The 18,592-nt window shown below is 70.8% G+C and carries 24 protein-coding genes; 15 read left to right on the top strand and 9 right to left on the bottom strand.

What is annotated here, in order from left to right; genetic code table 11:
* Position 1: 1 nt before the first annotated feature.
* Positions 2-1,021 (bottom strand): DUF8094 domain-containing protein, encoded by a 1,020-nt coding sequence (locus tag OSB71_RS11235; RefSeq protein WP_265947096.1) that lies wholly within the window; start codon positions 1,019-1,021, stop codon positions 2-4.
* Positions 1,022-1,094: 73 nt separating this feature from the next.
* Positions 1,095-1,874: a hypothetical protein gene (locus OSB71_RS11230; protein WP_265947094.1), complete on the bottom strand. Its 780-nt coding sequence runs from the start codon at positions 1,872-1,874 to the stop codon at positions 1,095-1,097.
* 144 nt (positions 1,875-2,018) lie between these two features.
* Here OSB71_RS11230 and OSB71_RS11225 point away from each other — a divergent pair, with 144 nt between their 5' ends.
* Positions 2,019-2,288 (top strand): hypothetical protein, encoded by a 270-nt coding sequence (locus OSB71_RS11225; RefSeq protein WP_265947092.1) that lies wholly within the window; start codon positions 2,019-2,021, stop codon positions 2,286-2,288.
* 87 nt (positions 2,289-2,375) lie between these two features.
* Here the strand turns inward: OSB71_RS11225 and OSB71_RS11220 are convergent, their stop codons facing one another.
* The 7 genes from OSB71_RS11220 to OSB71_RS11190 form a co-directional block, all read right to left on the bottom strand.
* The gene (locus tag OSB71_RS11220; protein WP_265947090.1) at positions 2,376-3,890 is read right to left on the bottom strand and encodes a VirB4 family type IV secretion system protein; all 1,515 of its coding nucleotides are present in this window, start codon (positions 3,888-3,890) and stop codon (positions 2,376-2,378) included.
* 28 nt (positions 3,891-3,918) lie between these two features.
* Positions 3,919-4,365, bottom strand: a complete 447-nt coding sequence (locus OSB71_RS11215) for a DUF6238 family protein (protein WP_265947088.1) — start codon at positions 4,363-4,365, stop codon at positions 3,919-3,921.
* A gap of 36 nt (positions 4,366-4,401) precedes the next feature.
* Positions 4,402-5,874 carry an SCO6880 family protein gene (locus OSB71_RS11210; RefSeq protein WP_265947086.1) on the bottom strand — a complete coding sequence of 491 codons (1,473 nt, stop codon included), beginning with the start codon at positions 5,872-5,874 and terminating at the stop codon, positions 4,402-4,404.
* Between the two features lie 78 nt (positions 5,875-5,952).
* The gene (locus OSB71_RS11205) at positions 5,953-7,356 is read right to left on the bottom strand and encodes an SCO6881 family protein (protein WP_265947084.1); all 1,404 of its coding nucleotides are present in this window, start codon (positions 7,354-7,356) and stop codon (positions 5,953-5,955) included.
* 21 nt (positions 7,357-7,377) lie between these two features.
* Complete coding sequence (locus OSB71_RS11200; RefSeq protein ID WP_265947082.1) at positions 7,378-8,064, bottom strand: hypothetical protein; 687 nt, start codon at positions 8,062-8,064, stop codon at positions 7,378-7,380.
* Positions 8,064-8,372: a DUF6112 family protein gene (locus OSB71_RS11195; protein ID WP_265947080.1), complete on the bottom strand. Its 309-nt coding sequence runs from the start codon at positions 8,370-8,372 to the stop codon at positions 8,064-8,066. Before OSB71_RS11195 ends, OSB71_RS11200 begins: the two co-directional genes overlap by 1 nt.
* A 101-nt stretch (positions 8,373-8,473) precedes the next feature.
* Positions 8,474-9,592, bottom strand: a complete 1,119-nt coding sequence (locus tag OSB71_RS11190; protein ID WP_265947078.1) for a C40 family peptidase — start codon at positions 9,590-9,592, stop codon at positions 8,474-8,476.
* A gap of 512 nt (positions 9,593-10,104) precedes the next feature.
* Between OSB71_RS11190 and OSB71_RS11185 the strand changes: the two genes are divergently transcribed.
* The 14 genes from OSB71_RS11185 to OSB71_RS11125 all read left to right on the top strand — a co-directional run bounded on the left by OSB71_RS11185 (position 10,105) and on the right by OSB71_RS11125 (position 18,558).
* A complete protein-coding gene (locus OSB71_RS11185) occupies positions 10,105-10,860 on the top strand; it encodes a DNA-methyltransferase (protein ID WP_265947264.1) in 756 nt (251 codons plus the stop codon).
* Between the two features lie 249 nt (positions 10,861-11,109).
* Entirely contained in the window at positions 11,110-11,667 is a 558-nt protein-coding gene (locus OSB71_RS11180; protein ID WP_265947076.1) for a DUF4913 domain-containing protein, read from the top strand.
* Positions 11,664-12,146: a hypothetical protein gene (locus OSB71_RS11175; RefSeq protein WP_265947074.1), complete on the top strand. Its 483-nt coding sequence runs from the start codon at positions 11,664-11,666 to the stop codon at positions 12,144-12,146. Before OSB71_RS11180 ends, OSB71_RS11175 begins: the two co-directional genes overlap by 4 nt.
* Before the next feature lie 18 nt (positions 12,147-12,164).
* Positions 12,165-12,488: a hypothetical protein gene (locus OSB71_RS24495; protein ID WP_323055272.1), complete on the top strand. Its 324-nt coding sequence runs from the start codon at positions 12,165-12,167 to the stop codon at positions 12,486-12,488.
* Positions 12,461-12,868 (top strand): hypothetical protein, encoded by a 408-nt coding sequence (locus OSB71_RS24490; protein WP_323055271.1) that lies wholly within the window; start codon positions 12,461-12,463, stop codon positions 12,866-12,868. Before OSB71_RS24495 ends, OSB71_RS24490 begins: the two co-directional genes overlap by 28 nt.
* Before the next feature lie 17 nt (positions 12,869-12,885).
* Positions 12,886-13,635 carry a hypothetical protein gene (locus tag OSB71_RS11165; protein ID WP_265947072.1) on the top strand — a complete coding sequence of 250 codons (750 nt, stop codon included), beginning with the start codon at positions 12,886-12,888 and terminating at the stop codon, positions 13,633-13,635.
* A 180-nt stretch (positions 13,636-13,815) separates the two neighbouring features.
* Positions 13,816-14,130, top strand: coding sequence for an SH3 domain-containing protein (locus OSB71_RS11160; protein ID WP_265947071.1), 315 nt, complete (start codon positions 13,816-13,818; stop codon positions 14,128-14,130).
* A 99-nt stretch (positions 14,131-14,229) separates the two neighbouring features.
* Positions 14,230-14,712 (top strand): hypothetical protein, encoded by a 483-nt coding sequence (locus tag OSB71_RS11155; protein ID WP_265947069.1) that lies wholly within the window; start codon positions 14,230-14,232, stop codon positions 14,710-14,712.
* Positions 14,709-15,155 carry a hypothetical protein gene (locus OSB71_RS11150; protein ID WP_265947067.1) on the top strand — a complete coding sequence of 149 codons (447 nt, stop codon included), beginning with the start codon at positions 14,709-14,711 and terminating at the stop codon, positions 15,153-15,155. Before OSB71_RS11155 ends, OSB71_RS11150 begins: the two co-directional genes overlap by 4 nt.
* Before the next feature lie 10 nt (positions 15,156-15,165).
* Positions 15,166-15,573 (top strand): hypothetical protein, encoded by a 408-nt coding sequence (locus OSB71_RS11145; RefSeq protein WP_265947065.1) that lies wholly within the window; start codon positions 15,166-15,168, stop codon positions 15,571-15,573.
* Between the two features lie 46 nt (positions 15,574-15,619).
* Positions 15,620-16,471 carry a winged helix-turn-helix transcriptional regulator gene (locus tag OSB71_RS11140; protein ID WP_265947064.1) on the top strand — a complete coding sequence of 284 codons (852 nt, stop codon included), beginning with the start codon at positions 15,620-15,622 and terminating at the stop codon, positions 16,469-16,471.
* Complete coding sequence (locus OSB71_RS11135; protein ID WP_265947062.1) at positions 16,468-16,980, top strand: hypothetical protein; 513 nt, start codon at positions 16,468-16,470, stop codon at positions 16,978-16,980. The genes OSB71_RS11140 and OSB71_RS11135 overlap by 4 nt, the downstream gene beginning before the upstream one ends.
* Positions 16,977-18,206, top strand: a complete 1,230-nt coding sequence (locus OSB71_RS11130; RefSeq protein WP_265947060.1) for an MFS transporter — start codon at positions 16,977-16,979, stop codon at positions 18,204-18,206. The genes OSB71_RS11135 and OSB71_RS11130 overlap by 4 nt, the downstream gene beginning before the upstream one ends.
* Positions 18,207-18,237: 31 nt before the next feature.
* A complete protein-coding gene (locus tag OSB71_RS11125; RefSeq protein WP_265947058.1) occupies positions 18,238-18,558 on the top strand; it encodes a hypothetical protein in 321 nt (106 codons plus the stop codon).
* The last annotated feature ends 34 nt before the right edge of the window (positions 18,559-18,592 follow it).

The raw sequence follows: 18,592 nt of genomic DNA, 5'->3' as shown, positions 1-18,592 counted from the left end.
TCTAGACGGAGGTGCTGGGGCCGGCGGCCTCTGCGTCGGTGCGGCGACAGCCGTAGCCGAGGAGGCTGGACGGCTCCGGCGCGCTCGGGACTGCGGCGATGTCCGAGCAGGTGAATGTGTAGGTGAAGGCGGGGCGGGGGCTGGTGCCGAGCCAGGCCCGGTCGTGCTTCTCCGGCACGATCCCCAGGCCCGGGGTGGTCACCGCGTCGTGCTGGGTGTGGGTGTGGGAGAAGACGACGAGTGCGCCCGTGGTCGTCTTCAGCGCGTACGCGTCGGTGAAGTCTGGGTCGGCGGCAGCGAAGCGGGTGGTGCCGCGCGGACCGAACTTCCGGGTCGTCTCGTCGTGGACCTTGACCTGCCGCTTCGAGGTCTCGGTGGAGCTGAAGACCTTCTTCCCGGTCACCTCGCCGCCGGTGGCGAAGTTGTCCGTCACGGCGGAGCGCAGTACACCGACCGGTGCGGCAAGTGCCTGCGAGGCAGCGTCGACCGCGGTGGCGTATCCGTCCTTGTCGAGCACGATCTGCGGGAGCTGCTTCGGATCATCGATGTCGACGGTGGCGACCATCTCCCACTGCTTCGACTTCGTGTTCTCGGCCAGGATCAGGACGCGGGCGTACTGCTGCTGGCTGCCGGCGCGGGTGACGGCGGCGAACCACCGCTGCTGTCCGTCCTTCAGGCGCGGGATGTAGAGGTCGGTGGCCGAGACGTCGTAGGACCAGGGCCGGTACGGCTCCCGGTCGGCGGTCGGCAGGGCCTCGTCCTGCTTGAGGTCGGCCAGCGACATCGCGTACCGGGGGCCGCCCTCGACGGTGTCGAGGAGCGCGCGGTCGTTCTTGACGTGCGCGAGGTTGTTGGTCGTCGAGTAGTGGGTGATGGCGTCGCGTGCCTGCGCAGGGGTGAGTGCGGGGGCGGGGGTCGGTGCGGCGCTGGCGCTGGGGGCCGTCTTCTTGGCTGAGGGGTTGCTGTCGGTGTCGGTGCAGGCGGTCGCGGCCAGGGCGACAGCGAGAGCTGCGGTGATCACGGGCAGGGCGCGGCGATGGCGAGCAGGGGGGATGGAGGCTCCTTGTAGAAGGGGGCTGCGGTCCGGAGTCGGTTTACCTGTGGTGCGCGGCGGCAGCGGCGCTGGGCGGAGAGGGAACGGGGAGGCGCGGGGACGTGGTGGCCGGCGTGGTGGTGTGGCGGAGGTTCACGCCGATGCCCTTCTGGGCGAGGTGGTGCACCAGGGCCCGCAGGCGGAGCGCGCGGCCGTCCTCGCCGTACCCAGCGGGCAGCAGGAACGCGGCCTGGTGCGGGTGGTACTGGAACCCGAGGGCGTACAGCGTCATACGGGCGTCGGCGGGGACGCTCTTGTACGGCGTGCCGAGTGCGCCGTCCTCGTACCAGGTCAGGGTGACGACGTCGGCCACCTGCGGCGGTCCGGGCCGGAGCGGGGGTTCGGGCTGGACGGCTGCGTTGTGCAGCACGCTGTCCAGTGCCTGCTGGTAGCGGGGCAGCAGGCGAAGGGTGACCCGGGCGGATGCCTGTGCCGGCTGGTCGGGGACGGCGATGCCGTTCGGTTCCGCGACGCCGGAGAAGTGGTGGGGCTTGATGCCGGGCCCATCGGGCTCGAGCGGTGCCACGACGAACTGGTGCCGGTACAAGGGCCGGTCGGTGACGTAGAGCTGTCGTCCGTCCTGGTCGTGCAGGGCGGCGTGGTGGCTGAGGACGTACTGGCTGACGATGTAGTCGACTTGGCCGACGTCCCAGAGTCTCTCGGCGGTGTCGAACTGCTCGTCGTAGGAGTTGTGTCGGACGTACTCGCTGTTCCATTGGCCGGGCAGCCGGTCTGCCAGGGCGGTGGCGAACGCGGAGAGATCCGTGCGGGGTGTGAGCATGTGCTCCCAAGGCGGCGAGGGGCGGGTGCGCTTCTAGCGGCAGGAGCGCGGCGGGGAGGCGGCCGAAGGGCACACGGGCGTGGGGCGCCCTGCGGCTGGCCGGGCGGGCTGTTCTTCGCCTGGGCTCCCTGCGGGCGGGGCGTAGTGGGCCAGCAGATTCTCCAGGTCGGCCTGGGCGACTTGCGTTGGGGCCGACCGGACACCGTGGGCGGCTTCGCGCAGGAGGCGCACTGCCTGTGGCGTGTGACGGTGCTCGTGGCCGGCCTAGAGGGCTATGGCTACAAAGTGGCCTGCGACGTGGTCGAGCAGGGGCGCGGTGGCGTCGACGAGCCGGTGGGTGACGGCGCTGACCTCGGAGGGCGTCTCCGCCTCGGCGAGTGCGGTGAGGTAGGGAGTCAGATCGGGGAGCGGTAGCGGCTCCGCCGGGAACGAGTGCGCGGCTCTCCGTAGGGGAAGGAGTAGAACCTGCTGGGTGTGGTTCTCCGGGCGGCCCGGGCGCCATCAGTGCATGCGGGCGTCGGTGTCGAACAGCCCCAGCTCGTGGGCATGCAAAAGATGTTGAACGATGAATGATCTTCCGGCGACCTTCCAGAGGCCGCGCCCGCGGTTGAGGTGGGCGATGGCTTCGGTTTCGACGGAGGTGAGGCCAAGCAGTGAGGCTGCGGCGTGGAGTTGGTCGGTTTCCTGCCGGTAGATGATGCGGGTGGAGCAGTCGGCGAGGAGGCCCTCGGCGAGGGCTCGACCTTGTGATCCGGCGTCGCCGGCGGTGAGCAGATCGGACAGCCGGTGGATGACCATGAGGTTGGCGATGCCGAGGCCGCGGCTCAGCTTCCACTGGGCCTGCATGCGCTGCAGCAGGCCGACGTGGCGCATCAGGCGCCATGCCTCGTCGTAGACGATCCAGCGCCGGCCGCCGCGGGGGTCGGTGAGTGCGGATTCCATCCATGCGGAGGCGCAGGTCATGGCGAGGACGAGGGCGGTGTCGTCTCCGGAGCCACCGAGCCGGGACAGGTCGATGGTGAGCATCGGCGTGTTGGGATCGAAGCGCACGGTGGAAGGGGCGTCGAACATGCCGGCCAAGTCGCCGTGGACCAGGCGGCGCATGGCGTGGGCGAGGTCGCGGGCCGCGTCGCCGAGCCGGCCGGACATCATCCCGGCGGCCTCTTCGAGTTGCTTGGGGTTGTTCAGGGCGGCGGCGACATCGCCGAGAAGCGGGGTGCGAGCCGTGGCGTCAGCGTTGGTGACCACGGCGTCGAGGGCGACGTCGAGGGCGGTGTGCTCCATGGGCAGCAGGTCCCGTCCGAGGACGGTGCGGGCCAGCGAGCCGAGCAGGAGGAGGCGGCGCTTGCGGATTTCGCCGACCCAGTCCGCCTCGGCGATGCTCTCTGGCCGGGGCGCGGCGTCCAGCGGGTTGAGGCGGCCGGGCAGTCCGGGGCCGAGGGCGACGGATGTACCGCCCAGGGCGTGGGCGACGGGTGTCCATTCGCCCTTGGGGTCGCAGGGTACGTAGATGCGGTAGCCGAAGGCGACCGACCGGAGCGCGAAGCTTTTGGCGAGCGCGGACTTGCCCTGGCCGATCACGCCGGCGAGCAGCACGTTCGGGTTGGTGAAGCCCTCGACTTTGCCGTACAGGGCGAACGGGTCGAAGACGAAGGATGCTTCGGCGTGGACATCGCTGCCGATGTAGATGCCTTCGGCGCCGAGCCCTCCTTCGGCGAGGAAGGGGTACGCGCCGGCTGCGATGGCGGTGGTCATGCGGTGGGCCGGCAGTTTCAGGTGGTTCCCACGGGCGGACGCAGGTCCGGGGCGTCCGTTCGGCGGGTAGAGGGGTGCGGGTGTTTCGTGCTCGGCCGGCGCGGCGCCCGTCGGCAGGGCGGCTGCTTCGGCGCGGGCCTTGGCGGCTGCTTCGGCGAGCTGGCGGCGGGCGGCCTTGCGGCTGGCCCGGTCGGTGCCGTGCGGGGTGAACAGTGGGCTGGCGGTGGCACGGCGGGCGCGGCGGGCGGGCCGGTGGCTCATCGGGGGCCCTCGTTTCGGCGGATGGTGCTCATCGGGCGCACGCGGTGGTGTGCGCCCGGAGGTCGGAGGGGGTGGTCTTGCGGCGGATGGTGTGTCCGGCGGCGAGGTGGCGCTGGCAGATCGTGAGGACCGGCGGTCCTTCCGGGAGCCGCTCGGGTCGGCACTCGGTGGTGTTCTTAGTAGTGGCGGGGATGAGGTGGAATGCGGTGTGGACTTCGGCGGTGGCCTGCCACAGCCGCGTGTTCGCTGTGGCGAGGTGCCGGCCTGCGGCCGGATGCGCAGGGCGCGTGGTCTCGGTGAGCTGGTCGAGGAGCTGGTGCAGGGCGGTGAGGTGGGCGTGGAGCACGTCGAGGTGGACTCGGTCCGCCGGGCTGCGTGGCGTCGACCGGTTCGGGGCGCGGGTGTGGTGGCGCACTCCGGCGGTGGCGGCGCGGAGATAGGGGTGCGCGTCGTCGGCGCGCGGAGGAGGGGGCAAAGGGTTACGTTCCTTCCTGCCGCCGGGGGGCAGGGGTCAGAGGGCGGTGCGGGCGAGGGGCAGCGCGGCGAGGCTGAAGGCGTCGGACTGTTGGTAGTTGAGGCGGCGCAGGTCGACGCCGGCGGTGACGGCGGCGGTCTCGATCTGTGCGCAGGCGGCGTCGAGGAGGGCGTCGGTGTCGGCGGTGACGGTGACCAGGCCGGTGAGGGCGACGTCGGCGTGGCCGGCGATGAGCTGTCGCTCGCGCTGCTTGACGTCGGCGTACTCGACGGAGTCTTCCTCGCTGTCGACCTGGCCGCGGCGGGCGCGTTCGCTGGCGTCGGCGATGATCGCCGCCTTTTTCCGCTGGACGTCACGCAGTGCGGACTCGAGCCCCTGCGGCACGTATATAAGGGACAGGCTCCGGCGCACACCGGCGGTGAACATCAGCCCGTGCAGGAATCCGGCGCCCACCTCGGTCCTGGGCCAGTTCTCCACCCAGTACGTGACGTGGCGGGCGGTATCGGTGGTGATCCGGTCGTACTCCTCGACCTGGACGACGGGCCCGGCCGCCGCGGGGTCGGCTTCGGCGCGGCCGGTGTCGGACCACTGCTGCAAGGCCGAGAGGGCTTTGGGGTCATAGGCGGTGCGGATGACGGCCGCGCTCTCCCGGGCGCTGAGCCACCCGGTGACCATGAGGCCGGCGTTGCGGGCGGCCTGGGCGATGGAGGCCGTGGTCTGCTCCATGACCGTGAAGGCTCCTGGGAGCCCGCCACCGGCCTGGCTGATGAGGCGCTTGGCGGCCTTGAGGTCGAGGGAGATGGCGAGGTAGGTCTCGTGCGGGGCGGCGGCGGGTCCGGCGGAGGCGACCAGTTCGGAGTAGATCTGCCCGGCGACCGGGGCCTCGGGCTGTCCGTGCTGGGCCCAGTGCCGGGCGAGGGTGTCGCCGGAGTCGGGAACGGTGCGCTCCAGGACCTGCACGGTGGCGACGTGCCCGGTGCGGGCGATGCCCGCCAGAGTGCGCCCCCAGCCGTTCACGTTGTGGTTCTGCGTGGCTGGGTCGAGCAGGGCGAAGGCCCGGCTGCTGACGCGGGCGATGGCGGTGAGGGTCTGCCGGTGCGGGTCGTGGACGGCCGATGCGCCGTTGGCGGAGTCGCCGGGGGTGACCACGCGAAGGGAGGCGGCGGTGCCGGGCAGGTGAAGGATGCCGTCCTGCCGGGGCCGGGTGACGGGCCGGGCGAGCCAGAGGAGCTGCCCGGTGCGGCGGCGGTGTGCGTAGCGGGCGACGATGGGAGCCCAGTTGATCAGTGAGCGGCCGTTGCGTCGGATGGCGACCAGTGCGGCGACCGCCGCCCACAGCGGGGACAGCGCGATGGCGCCGAGCAGCCCGGTGGAGACCACCGTTGCCAGCAGGAGTGCCAAGGCGCTGGAGACGAGCACGAGTTGCGGTAGGGACAGGCCGAGGAGGATGCCGCGTCGGGACCGGTGCGGGAACTTCACCGTGACCGGGGCGACGGAGAGATCAGACAAGGGGATGGTCCTGAAGGCGCGGGGGAGGCTGGGGGCGAAAGGCGCGGTGCCTCCCGCCCCCAGCGGGCGGGCAGAGGGTCAGGGGCTGGTCGGAGGCGGCGGTGGGGATGCCGTCCCGCTCGTGCCAAGGTTTTGTGAACCTGCGGTCTGCGGGCCGGGGGAAGGCGGGGCGCCCTGCGGTGGCGGGGTGGTGGTCGGTGGCGTGGTCTGCCATCCGCCGGCCTGGCCGGCTGCGGCGCCCGAGCCGGTGCCGCCGGCTGAGGGGCTGCCGCCGATCTGACCGCTGGTGTCGTCGGTGACGCTGGACGGCGCTGGCTGCACGGCCTTCTCCAAGCCGGACTTGACGGCGTCGCCGCCGGGCGATGCACCGCCTCCACCGCCCTGGGGGCTCTGCTGGCTATCTCCGCCGGTCGAGTTGGGGGCGATGTCGCCGGGGAATCCTCCGCCGCCCGGAATCGAGTCAGGGCCTTGCGGGGCAGCACCGGCTCCGGCGCCTGCTCCGGCTGCGGCCCCGCCGGTTCCGGCAGTGGCGGCCATTGCGGCGGCCTTCTTCGCGGTGCGCTCGGCGTGCTGTTTGGCGAGCCGGGCACCGGCTCCGCCGGCGCGGTGAATCGATTCTCCGTCGGTGCCTTCGGCGGCCCAGTGGACGAACTTGAAGGTGGCGTACGGGCACAGCAGCACCAGGATCATGATCACGATGCCTGCGAGGACGTCGGCGAGCGCGGCCAGGCCGTCGTTGGCCTCGGTCTTGCCCATGGCGGCGATGCCCAGGACGAAGATGATCGTCATCAGCAGCTTCGAGACGACGAGGGTGGCGGTGGCCTCGATCCAGCCCTTGCGCCAGCGGCGGGCGACTTCCCAGCCGCCACCTGCGCCAGCGAAGACGGCCAACGTGACCATGACGAGGATGCCGACCTTGCGCACCATCATCACGCACCAGTACAGGATGGCGCCGATGGCGGCTCCGAGGGCCACGAAGACGGCGACGAGCCAGCCCAGTCCGGCCAGGCCGGGTATCTGGTTGACCTTGACGATGCGGCGCACCGCGGAGGCGATGTCCGTGTTCGCGGCTTTGAACAGGCCGGCGGACAGGGCGTCGACCACTTCGATCGCGACGGTGGTCAGGGCGATGGCGGCGAACGCGAAGATCACGCCGGACGCCGTGCCGGTGAACGCCTGTCTCAGGGCCTGGCCGTCGCGGCGGATGGCGGCGCGGACGAGCTGGGCGCAGAAGGTGGCCACGAGCACGACCAGGCCGATCGGGAGGATTGTCTCGTAGTTGTCGCGGAACCAGGTCGCATTCAGGTCGACGTGGGTGGTGGCGTCGACTGCTTTGGCGGCGAGGTCGGCCGAGGCGGCGGCGAGTTCGCCGGCACTCTTGGCCATCCAGTCGCCGATGGCTTTGCCGGGGTCGGAGGCGAAGTCCACTGCCTCGCCGACCGCGCAGACCTTGTCCGCGAGGGGAAGGTCGCAAAATCCCATGAGGGAGCTACCTCCTTGTGGTCAGGGCGCGACGCGCGGGGCGATGGCGACGAGTGAGCAGTCGGACGAGGGCCGGCACTGCACGGCGAGGGTGATGGAGCGGTCTTCCGCCCCTCCGCCGCCCTTGGCCCAGGTGATGGCCTGCTTGCCGGTGACGGTGACGGCGTAGATGTACGCCTTGGTGATCGCGGAGGGGTCTTCGGCGAGGGCCTGCTTGAACGCGGCCGGGTAGTGCGCCTCGGCGACGGCAGCGGTGGCGTACTGCTTCTGGTCCGCCATCCGCGACCACAGGACCGGGTCGGGCACCTGCGCGGAGACCGATGCCCAGTCGCTGTACTGGCTCTCCTTCGTCATCCACGCCTCCATGCCGGCGAGCTGCTGGGCGTGGTTGGTGGTGCGGGTGTCGTAGGACCAGAGCATCGCCGCGGCGGCCTTGGCGAAGGCGACGGGATCGGAGATCCGCGGCGGTCGGGGTACCGAGCCCGGATTGGCGGCCGAGCCCTCGGAGGGTTCTGCGGATGCCGACACGCTCGGCGACGCGGCCTGACTGCCGGCGGGCGAATCGTGTGACCCTCCGCGCCCGGTGAGGTACGCGGTTGCGCCGGCTGCTGCGAGCAAGCAGGCCAGGACGATCGCGATCAGAGCGATGCGGCGGTTGGCCGACCAGCCCGCTCCGTAGCCCGACAGGGAGAGGGAACGCTTGGGCATCACTGGACCTTCGACCCCAGGGCGGAGAAGAAGGCCACGATGCCGTTCGCGGCGCCCAGGCCGAGGGCGGCGCCGGCGGCCACGGTGGCGCCCTTCTTGCCGTTCGCCTCGGCCTGGTGGCCACCGGTGTGGTGACCCCAGGCCCACACCGCCAGGCTGACGGCGAGGGCGCCGACCACGGCGATGATGCCGAACATGTTGATGCTGGAGACGACGTTCTTCAGGACGGCAAGGCCCGGCAGGCCGCCCCCTTTCGGGGTGATCCCTGGGTCGAAGGCGAGATAGATCCGGTCGGCGAGGGGTGTCATAGGTGGGGCAAGGCTCCTTGCGTGCGCAGGCCGGAGGGCCATTGGGGGAGGAAGCGAGAGGGGGAGGAGGTGGTCCGCGCAGAGCGGCGCGGGCGCTGGCGTCAGAGCACGCGGCGGACCGCGAGGACGTCCCAGTCCTTGAGCGGTGTGATCCGGACGGGCTTGCCGGTGCGCGGGGCCTCGATGACGAGCCCTTCGCCCAGGTACATGCCGACGTGCTCGGGGCGCGCGGCGGTGCCGCGGCTGAAGATCAGGTCACCGGGCTTCATGGCCTTCGGTGAGACGGCTTTGCCTTCGTTGACCTGCGTGTACGTGGTACGGGTGAGCTTGATGCCGGCCTTGTCGTACGCCTGCTGCATCAGCGAGCTGCAGTCGCAGCGGCCCATCGGGTCAGGGCCGCGGGGGGCCGCGCACGAGCCGCCCCACTGGTACATCGTGCCGAGCTGGTGCATCGCCCAGACGATCGCTTTGCGAGCCCGTGGGTCGGTGTCCTTGGGGATCTTGTAGCCCTTGGGGACGGCCCCTTCGGGGATCGGCCCGTATTGCGAGCCGTCGCCGGTGCCGCAGCCCGAGTCGCCGGGCTTTCCGTCAGTGCCCTTGTCGGAGCCGTTGTCGTCGGCTCCGGGGAAGGTGGCGGCGATGGCCTTTTGCAGCGCGGTCGCGAGCGGCTCCCACTGTGCGTACGCGTCCGGGTAGCCGGACTTCTGTACGGCCTGGGCGGCCTGTGTCACGGTCATCTGCTGCCAGCCGTTCACCTTCAGCAGCGCCTTGTAGAACCGTTCGCTCGCATAGACGGGGTCGCTGATCTGGTCGCGTGTGCCCCAGCCCTGCGAGGGGCGCTGCTGGAACAAGCCGAGGCTGTCGCGGTCACCACCGGAGAGGTTGCGCAGCCGGGACTCCTGCATGGCGGTGGCGAGCGCGATGATCTGACCGCGCTTGGGAACCTCGAGGCTGATGCCGGTGGCGACGATCGTCTGCGCGTTCGGGACCTGCTCACCGGGCAGGGTCAGGCCCTCGACGCGGACATCGGATGTGTCCGCACCGTCGAGGATCTTGGTGACTTGCTCGGTGACCTTGTCCGTGTCCACGTCGGGAAGGCACTGGAAGGTGGCGCTGCTACTGGTGGCGGCTTCGCTGGAGCTGGCCATCATCATGGCCGCGCCGCCGAGGAGGAACGGGGAGAGGAAGACGACGCCGATGCCGGCGGCGAGCGTCTTCAACCGGTACGGCCCGCTCGCGGGTCACCGGTTTCGGGCAGGCGTGGGTATCGAGGGGTCACGAGAGTGTCCTTGTGTGCAGTTCCGGCGTGCCGCGTGCGCGTGGCGTGGTGGAAGGGGCGCGGCGGCCGGGGTGGGCGATGAAGGTGCTGGCCTGCTCGGGCGAGTTGCCGCTCGCCGCGCAGGCCATGGGGAGAGTTAGGTATGCCGAGGCAGGGGCAACCTCCGATAGGCAGGGTGGAATTCTGCCAGCGGCGGTGTCTGCCGGGCAGTTCCAAAACAGTAGGGCCGGATTGGCGGCCGACCAAAAAGTCAGCGTGAGGGGTCGGAAACCGGCCCCTCAGCACGGCACTTCTTGGTCGGCGGCGCGTTCGCCTCTACAGTTTTGGGACTCCCCTCGCCCTCCTCTGTCTACGGCCCTGGGCTTCTGCATGCCCCAATTCCGGGCCGCCCCAGGGGTACAGATGCGCGAGGCGATTCTTTCCGCACGCCTCAACCCGAATCGGGGTCTCTCTTTGCCTTTTTCCCTGCACCAGGGCGACGCGCTCAGCGTCCTTGCCGGCCTTCCGGACGACTGCGTCGATTCCGTGATTACCGACCCGCCGTACAACAGCGGCGGCCGGACAGCCAAGGAGCGCACTTCCCGCAGCGCGAAGCAGAAGTACACATCCGGCGACGCCAAGCACACCTTGGCTGACTTCACCGGCGAGAACATGGACCAGCGCAGCTACGGCTTCTGGCTGACGCAGATCATGACCGAGGCCCACCGGCTGACGAAGACCGGCGGGACGGCGCTGCTGTTCACCGACTGGCGCCAGCTCCCCGTCACGACGGACGCGATCCAGGCCGCTGGCTGGCTGTGGCGCGGCGTGCTGGCCTGGCACAAGCCGCAGGCCAGGCCACAGAAGGGCCGCTTCACGCAGAACTGTGAGTTCATCGTCTGGGCATCCAACGGGCCGATCGACGCCTCCCGAAACCCGGTCTACCTGCCGGGTCTGTACAGCGCGTCACAGCCGTCGGGTGCGAAGCGTCAGCACATCACGCAGAAACCGGTGGAAGTGATGCGCGAGCTGGTCAAGATCGCCCCGCCGGGCGGCACGGTGCTCGACTTCTGTGTCGGCTCCGGCTCCACCGGGGTCGCGGCTCTGCTGGAAGGCCGTGATTTCATCGGCGTGGAGAAGACCGAGCACTACGCCTCTATCGCAGCCGACCGGCTCACCGAGACCGTCCGTCAGACCCTCACGCAGGACGACGTCGGCCTGACCGTCTGACGCCTCAATCCCACTCTGCCGACCGGTGTTCGGGCCTTCTGAATGCGTCCGGAGCCCTGTCCTCTTCCGTGGAGTTCCCGGAAGGAGATCTGCGGGCCGGTGATTCCGCTTCACATTCTTTCCCATGGCTCCTAGGAGGACTGCCTTTTCATGCCTGGATCCGTAGAACCCCATGACGGTGGTCAGCTGGAGCCGGTACGTGTTCCGGACCCGCACCTCGAAGGGATTGAGGCCAGTGTCAGGCGGCTGATGGAGCAGTCCGCGCAGCAGGCCCAGCAGCTCGACCACCTCGCCTCGGCGCCGCCCCCGGCTCCTTCGCCGTTCGCCGCGTTCGGCATGCCGGGACTGGGCGGGCCGGCTCCAGCTGCTTCGCCCGAGCCGCGCCCGATTCTGGAGCTGGAGGGCGAGGAGTACGAGGACGAAATCGACTCGTTGAGTGACTGGGTCGACGACTTCCTCCTGCCGGTCTACGGGGCAGAGGTGACCACGGCTGCGCCCTGGTGCCTGCAGTGGCAGGAGCACGACGACGTCGTCGCGTGGCTCCACGCTCTGTGGCTCGCCTACCAGCAGCACAAGGACCCCGAAGCCGGGCTGTCCGGCTTGTTCGTGTGGCACCGGGACTTCCTCACCCACGCCCTCGCGGCGATCCGCGCACCCGGCGGCCCTCTGTCAGCGTGCATGACCTCCCCGGACCGGCCCGCGCACCGGATCCTCCCAGGCCCGCCGCCGTCGGCACGCCCTGAGAAGACGAACAACGCTGAAGGGGACGCCTCCGGTTCCGGTGAGCCAGGAGAGCCGACGTCATGAACACGGGGCAGCAGCCGGCCTTCGGCCTCAGCTTCGACCCGCGCGCTCTGACCGACCTCCTCCAGGCCCCCGGCGACATCCGCGACCTTGCACTGGCCCAAATGCAGGACGTGGTGAACGCCGAACTGTTCGGTACGAAGCTCACCGGCGACCTGTCGGGCTACCGCAAGCTCGTCGTCGACTCCCGCAAAGAATGGAGAGTCGTGTACGCCCTGCGTCCGGCGCCGCCGACGTCCGCGCACGCCAACGAGATCCACGTCGTTGCCGTACGGCCGAGGGCCCGCAACGACGTGTACGACACCGTCGGGCAACGGCTGGGGATGACGCGCCGGCCTCTCAGCGCCCGGACCCACGCTGCCCGCTCCCGCTCGCCGCAGCTCACGACGCGCCAGCCCGCCCCGAAGCCGGGACCGCTGCCCTCCGCGATGCCCGGGCTGCCCCACCCTGCCCTCGGCGCCACGCACCACCCTGTCCGGTGACCGAAGGAGTAGCTGCCTATGCCCCCTGATCCCACGCCGGAAGCAGCCCGGCGTGCGGTCACCCAGCTCGACCACCGCGTCGAGGCCGCGACCGGCCACGACGTCGACACCCTGTGGACCCACCGCGACCGCGGCGTCCTCGACGAGCCCCACGCCCGCCTGGCCGATCACCACCGCGAGCTGGCCACGGCCGAGACCGGGGTGACCTTCTACCGAACGCTCCTCCACCGTCTGTCCGCGGGGAGTTCCCCGTCGATGCCGCCCTGGTCGACCGCATCGACCGCACGGTCGACCAACTGGAGAAGGCCGCCGCCATGCGCGACTCCGCCGCAGCCCGCGTGATCGCCGCCCTGGAGCCGATCGAGGCCGCCGCCCGCACCTCTCCGGTGGCCAAGAAAGAACCGATCTCGGCCGCCGATCAGGCGCTGCTGCTCGCCATCGCCAGGGGAGCCAAGCTCTACGAGCACCTCCTGACCGGCCGGATGTCGGTCGTGACTGCGTCCGGCACCCGCATCCCCTACGCCGAGCTGCAGCCGCTGGAAGACGCCGGCCTGGTCTCCCGGGACACCAGCCACCTCGTGCACGCCGGCCAGCCAGTCACTCTGACCGACGCCGGCCGCGCCTCGCTGTTCGCCGCCCGCCGGGCACCCACCGCCACCCACGTGCCGAAGCCTCCGGCTCGACCCGGGGCATGGCCCTCCACCCCGGCTCGGCAGCGTTGATCTCCACCGAAAGGCCCTTGTTGTCCCCCACCGAACCGGCGCCGGCCCGGAAGAGCATCCCCGAAGTCGACTTCGAACTGGACGAATTCGACGCCGACGAACAGGTCTCTCTCGACTTCTACCGTCAGGTCGAAGTGCGGTCCGACATGCTCGTCCCCCTCGCCCAACACCACACCGCCAGCGGCGTACACAGCTACTACGTCCTGTTCAATCGCACCGCCACCTATGGTCACCCCGGCATGCCGCAGTACGTCGCCGTGCACCTGCAGCGGAACCAGGAGAAGCGGACGTTCGCCTTCGAGAAGGCCCTGCTGCCGCTGCCCGCGATGGCCCAATCCTGGCTGATCCACCGCGGCTGCCCTTCCGACGCCATCGGCCTCAACCCCGAGCTGGGTCCACCGCCGGCGGATGAGGCGACGCGGGCGCTTGAGCGGCGCCTCGCACACGACGGCGACCACTACGCGATGGGCTACTCCTACACCCGAGACGACCCGGACGACATGGTCACCGTCGTCGCGCTGCGCGCCCTGGACGAGCGAGCCCCCTCTCCGTTCCGCGTCGTGGTCGAGGAGGTCGACACCGACGCGTGGACCCACACCCTGCGCGAGGGCGGCTTCAAGACCAAGGCCGAAGCCCTGCAGTGGTGCGACGACCGGCTCACCGGCACGGCCGGCCCCCTCCCGCCGGTCCGCCCGGCAGCCGCATTCACCCGCCCAACTGCCCTGCCGAAGGCTCCTGCTTCGCACCCGCCGGGCCGTTCGCGCTGAGCACGGCGGCCGACGAGAGCGGCGAAACATAGCCGACGATCGCCGGTTAGCCAAACCGGCGATTCTCCGGACTCTTATACAGCCGCCAGGACGACCCCCGCGGCACCACTCACGCAATCCCTATGCCTTTACGGAGGCTTCTTCCGCATGCGCTCAACCCGAATTGCCATATCCGCTGCGATGCTCGGCGCACTCGCCCTGCCGGTACTGTCCGCCACCACCGCCAGCGCTGCCCCCGCCGCCATGCCTGCGGCCCTTGCGAGCAGCTGTTACGACCTGCCGCCGCTGCCGTACGAGGTACACACCACGGCCGTCACCATCCGGTCGAAGGCCACCACGAAGTCCACCGCCCTCGGCGTGCTCTACCCCAGCCACAAGTTCACCGTGCACAAGAAGAGCGGCAACTGGTTCTACATCACGGACAGGACCACCGGCGTCAAGGGCTGGGTTTCCGGCACGTACGTCTACCGCGACGTCCGCATGTGCCTCTCCTGACAGGCCCCTCACCCGCCCTTCTCACCGGCTGAGTTACCGGGGCGATCGTCCCCTCCTCCCCCTCCCCTCCGACGTCGTTCTCCGGAAAGGAACCTCCCCTTGTCCGACGACATACCCGACGGCAGCGAAGACGTCGTGGGCGTGCTCACCGAGCGGATCGAAGCCCACTTCGGAATGGACATAGCTCATCTGAAGGCCGCGGTCACCGCCGAACCGGCCGCGAATCCCGACGCCACCGACGTCGTCAAGTGGCACGGCCTTCTTGTCGAGTCGCAGGCTGCGCTCGACCAAGCGGAGGACGACCTCCTCGCCGCGCTGGAAACCCAGCCCAGCGAGATCGACGACCCGACGATGGATCTCGCCCACCGCGTAAACGCCGCCGTCACCGCACGCGACGGCCGGGCCCAGGTCGTACGGTGGCTCCTTGACCCGGACGCCCCGGGGAAGAAGGACCTCGCCGCCGCACGCCTGGCTCGCCTTCGCCCCCGAACGGGGCCGGCGGTGCAGACCAGCGCTCCACACCGACCCGCAGGAGCACCCGCGTCGCCGTCGGTGCCCCGAGCCGGCAGGGCCGTCCGATGAGCCTGCGATTCAAGACCAGCACGATGGATGGCGAGCTGCAGGAACGCTTCGGCGCCCCGGTCGCCGAGCTGTATCAGGCGGCTGCCAGGCCCGATGCCCCTCCCGCGCTCGCCCGGGCCCTGGAGCTGCGCTCCTTCCTCGCTCTGACAGAGGAGCAGGTCGCCCGCGTCCGCGACCGCGTGCACGCGGACATGGATCCCGACCGCGACATGGGCGAGCTGTCGGCGGACAAGCTCCGCTTCGACGCGCAGTGGCTGGAGGCGGCACTCGACGCCCGCGACGGCTACTGCGCCGCGCTCGGGGCGCTGCTGCGCACCATGCCCCCTGCCGATCAGCAGCCCCATCCCGTTCGCATGGCCCGGATCAGGGCCACCGCAACTCTGCCCCCGTCCGCCGCCCCGGCGCCGCCACGCGCCAGGGCGGCCCGGGCCCGCCGACCGTGAAAGCCACCGCTTGCCCCAGCTCATGTCCACCGAGATAGCCGGACGGATCGAGGACCTGTACGGCGCACCGCTCGCCGACCTTGAAGCCCATGCCCAGGACCAACCCCCAGGCATGCTTTCGGCCCTCCTCGCCAGCCACCACGACCTGGCCTTCGCTGAGCAGAGCATCGCCTTCCACCGCGACCGCCTTACTCAGCTCGTCCACCCAGAGCGGCAGATCGGCGCCCACGAGGTCTCGCACGTCCTGGACTGCGCCCGCCGGCTCGCCGAAGCCGTCGCCGTCCGCGATGTCCAGGCCAAGACCGTCTCGGCCGTTCTCCAGAGCCTCGGTCGCGTCACGCAGCCCGCGCCTCTCTCCGCCGCCGTGCCGGCGCCTGCTCCGGCCGCTCTGGCCGCGAGCCCTGCTCCGAGCCGCTGATCTTGCGCGGCCAACCTCCCCGTCACTCACCCCAGGAGTTCCTCCCTTGGCCCTCACCGGTCTGCCTCCCGACACCGATGCCGACATTGCCCGGGTCACCGAGGCACTCGCCATGATCACCCCGCGGTGGAACGTACGGATCCTGCTGGCGCTTTCCGGCCGGCCTCTGCGGTACACGGAGCTGGCAGACCGCATGTCCTGGCTGCAGAGCGGCCAGCTCCACCCGAAGCTGCGGTCGCTGTGCGATGCCGGTCTCGTCCAGCGCACCGAACACACCCAGCGGCACGTCACGTACGGCCACACCGACCGCGGCGCCGCGCTGATGCCGGTGTTGCCGCTGATCGCCACCTGGGCCGAGGACCACCTGGAGAAGCCGGACCGGCCGCTGCCCGCGATCGAGCAGATCGAGGACAGCCTGACGCTCCTCACCCGGCGGCATGCCGCCGCGATCCTGTGGGTGCTGAAGTCCCGGGGAGAGGCGAGCGGCCGGGCCCTCGCCAGCATCGTCATGCCCAGCAGCGACTGGACCAACATCTACCCGCCGCTTCGTCAGCTCGTCGCCGACGGGCTGGTCGACACCGCCGGCACCGGACAGCCCTACCGCTTGTCGCTGGCCGGCAACGGTCTCGGCAGCGTCTTCGGGGCTCTGTCCGCATGGTCCGCCGGCCAACCTCTCGCGCAGGCCACCCGTCACCCGATCTGGGGACGAAAGGGCACGACGCCTGCCCCGCAGAAGTGGGTCAGTCACCGATCTCGAGTCCCTGCGCCGACGGGAGCGCCGGACCCGGCCAGGACTGGCCAGCCCTCACCGCCGGCGTGGCAGCACCGCGAGCTGTTCTCGCACGCCACCGCGGCCCGCCCCAAGGCGGCACTCCCGGCGGGGGGCCCGCGCCGATGACGACCGCGATCCACACCCGCGACGTCCAGCACGCCTGCACCGTGCTGTCCTCCCCGGCCCTGATCCGCCTGATCACCGAGATCGACGACAACGGCGCCATTCCCCGGCGAGGGCTGGCACGCATGCTCTCCGATCTCACGCCCCACCACATCGGGCAGGCCACGGAACTGGCACGCTCACTGCGGCTCATCAGCGCCAGACCCGGCGCTGGGGTGGACCTGACCACCTCCGGCCTGGAGCTGGCCGACGTCTACGACGCAACCGCCCGCTGGGCTCGGCGCCACGCCTACCCGGCACCGGTCGCCGACTTCACCAGTCGCATCCAGCACACCCTCGCCCTCCTCGCCCAGACGCCGGAGCTCGGCGAGGAGGGCGGTCATCACCGTCCGGTGCCCAACGGCTCGCCCAGTGCACAGCCAGCGACGGACCTTGCCGGGCCGCGCGACCTGCTGATCCAGTGGCTGCACGCCAACCCGCAGGCCGCCCAGCGCACCGAGTGCGCCGAGTGAGGGCCCGCACCACCCCTCAGCATGCGCACCGCCCCGCACCGACCCTGCTGCGCGGCGTCTACCTGCCCCGTACCGCCGATGGCGCCGCGTTCGCCATGACCACCTACGGCATCCCGCTCCTGGTCCTGGCGACCACCGGCTCGGCGACACTGACCGGGCTCGCCTTCGCGCTGGAGTGGCTGCCGCGCCTTGGCGCCTTCACGGTGGCCGGCACCATGGTCGACCGCTGCGGAACCGCTGTTGTCTTCCGTACCGCCTGCGTCATCCGGACCTTGGTCGTCCTCGCCGCCGCGCTCCTGCTCACAATGCTGGAATCCGGGGCATCGGCAGCGACGGTCACGGTGATGGCACTCGCAGCCATCACGGGCGTGGTCACCGAGTTCAGTTACGTCGCGGCCGAGACCGTCGGCGGCGAGGCGAGCCGCACGGCCGGAGCCCGGGCGCACCGCGTGCAGTCCGTCCTCCTGGGCATCGACCAGACGGCGATGCTCGCCGGCCCCCTGGTCTCCGGCCTGCTGCTGGAGCACGGCGGACCGGCTGTGATGCTCGGGACGCTCGCCGGCTTCTCCCTCCTCGCCGCAGTGCTTGGCACCCGCAGCAGGACCGATCCGCTCGGGACCGCGCCGACGCAGGGGGGACTGCGCACCGGCTGGGCCACCCTGCGCTCGCTGCCGGCCCTCGCCTGGCTGGTCGGCGGCCTGGTCGTCTCCAACTGCGCCATCGGGCTCCTCCAGGCCGCCATGCCGGTGATCGTGATCAGCGAACTGGGGCACTCCAGCTCGGACGCCGGGCTCATCTGGTCCGCCGCAGCCGCCGCCTCCCTGCTCGCCATCACCGCCGCCCGCCGTGCGATCGACCGCTGGGGCCTGTGGCCGGTCGGCGCCGTTGCCGCCGCCGTCGCCGCCGTAGCGACCCTTGCCGTCACCCAGGCCGACACCTACCGCGGCTACCTGCTGCTGATCGCCGTCCTGATGGCCGGTGAAGGCGGCCTCACCGTCGTCCTGCGCACCCTGCGCTCCCACCTGATCCCGCCCGACGTCTTCGGCAGCACCCTCAGCCTCACGATCCTGCTGCTCCTACTTCCCTTCCCCGCCGCCGGACTGCTCGTCGCCGCCGTGCCACCCGCCCAGCTCGGGCACGCCATCACAGCCGCAGCCGTCCTCCAAGCCCTCGGTCTCGCAACCGCCTTCATCCGGCTGCGCAGGCTGCCCGCAACTCCCGCTTGACCACCCGGTACGAGAGGAGCCCTTGACGCTCATGTCCCTCATCACGCAGGACAGACTTCCCGGCCTCGGCCTCCCGCACCGAGACGGCCCGACCATCAGCGAGCAGTTCCACGCCTTCGACGCCCAACACCCATGGGCATACCGGGCGCTGGAACAGCTCGCCACCCAGCGACTCGCCGGGGGAGCGAAGCGGGTCGGCATGAAGGCGTTGTTCGAGGCCCTGCGCTGGCGCCACCCGCACGGGGTGAAGGGCCTCAACAACAACTACACCGCCCTCTACGCCCGCAGGCTGCTCGCCGAGCACCCCGACTGGGTCTCCGTCATCGAGGTCCGCCGCCGGCGCAGCCCGTGAAATCGCCCGTTCCCCGCCACCATCTGATTCTCCG

The organism is Streptomyces marinisediminis (genome assembly GCF_026262575.1).
GTDB classification, from domain to species: Bacteria; Actinomycetota; Actinomycetes; order Streptomycetales; family Streptomycetaceae; genus Streptomyces; species Streptomyces marinisediminis.
Note: the sequence above shows the minus strand (reverse complement) of the source record. Positions and strands in the feature narration are given on the sequence as shown.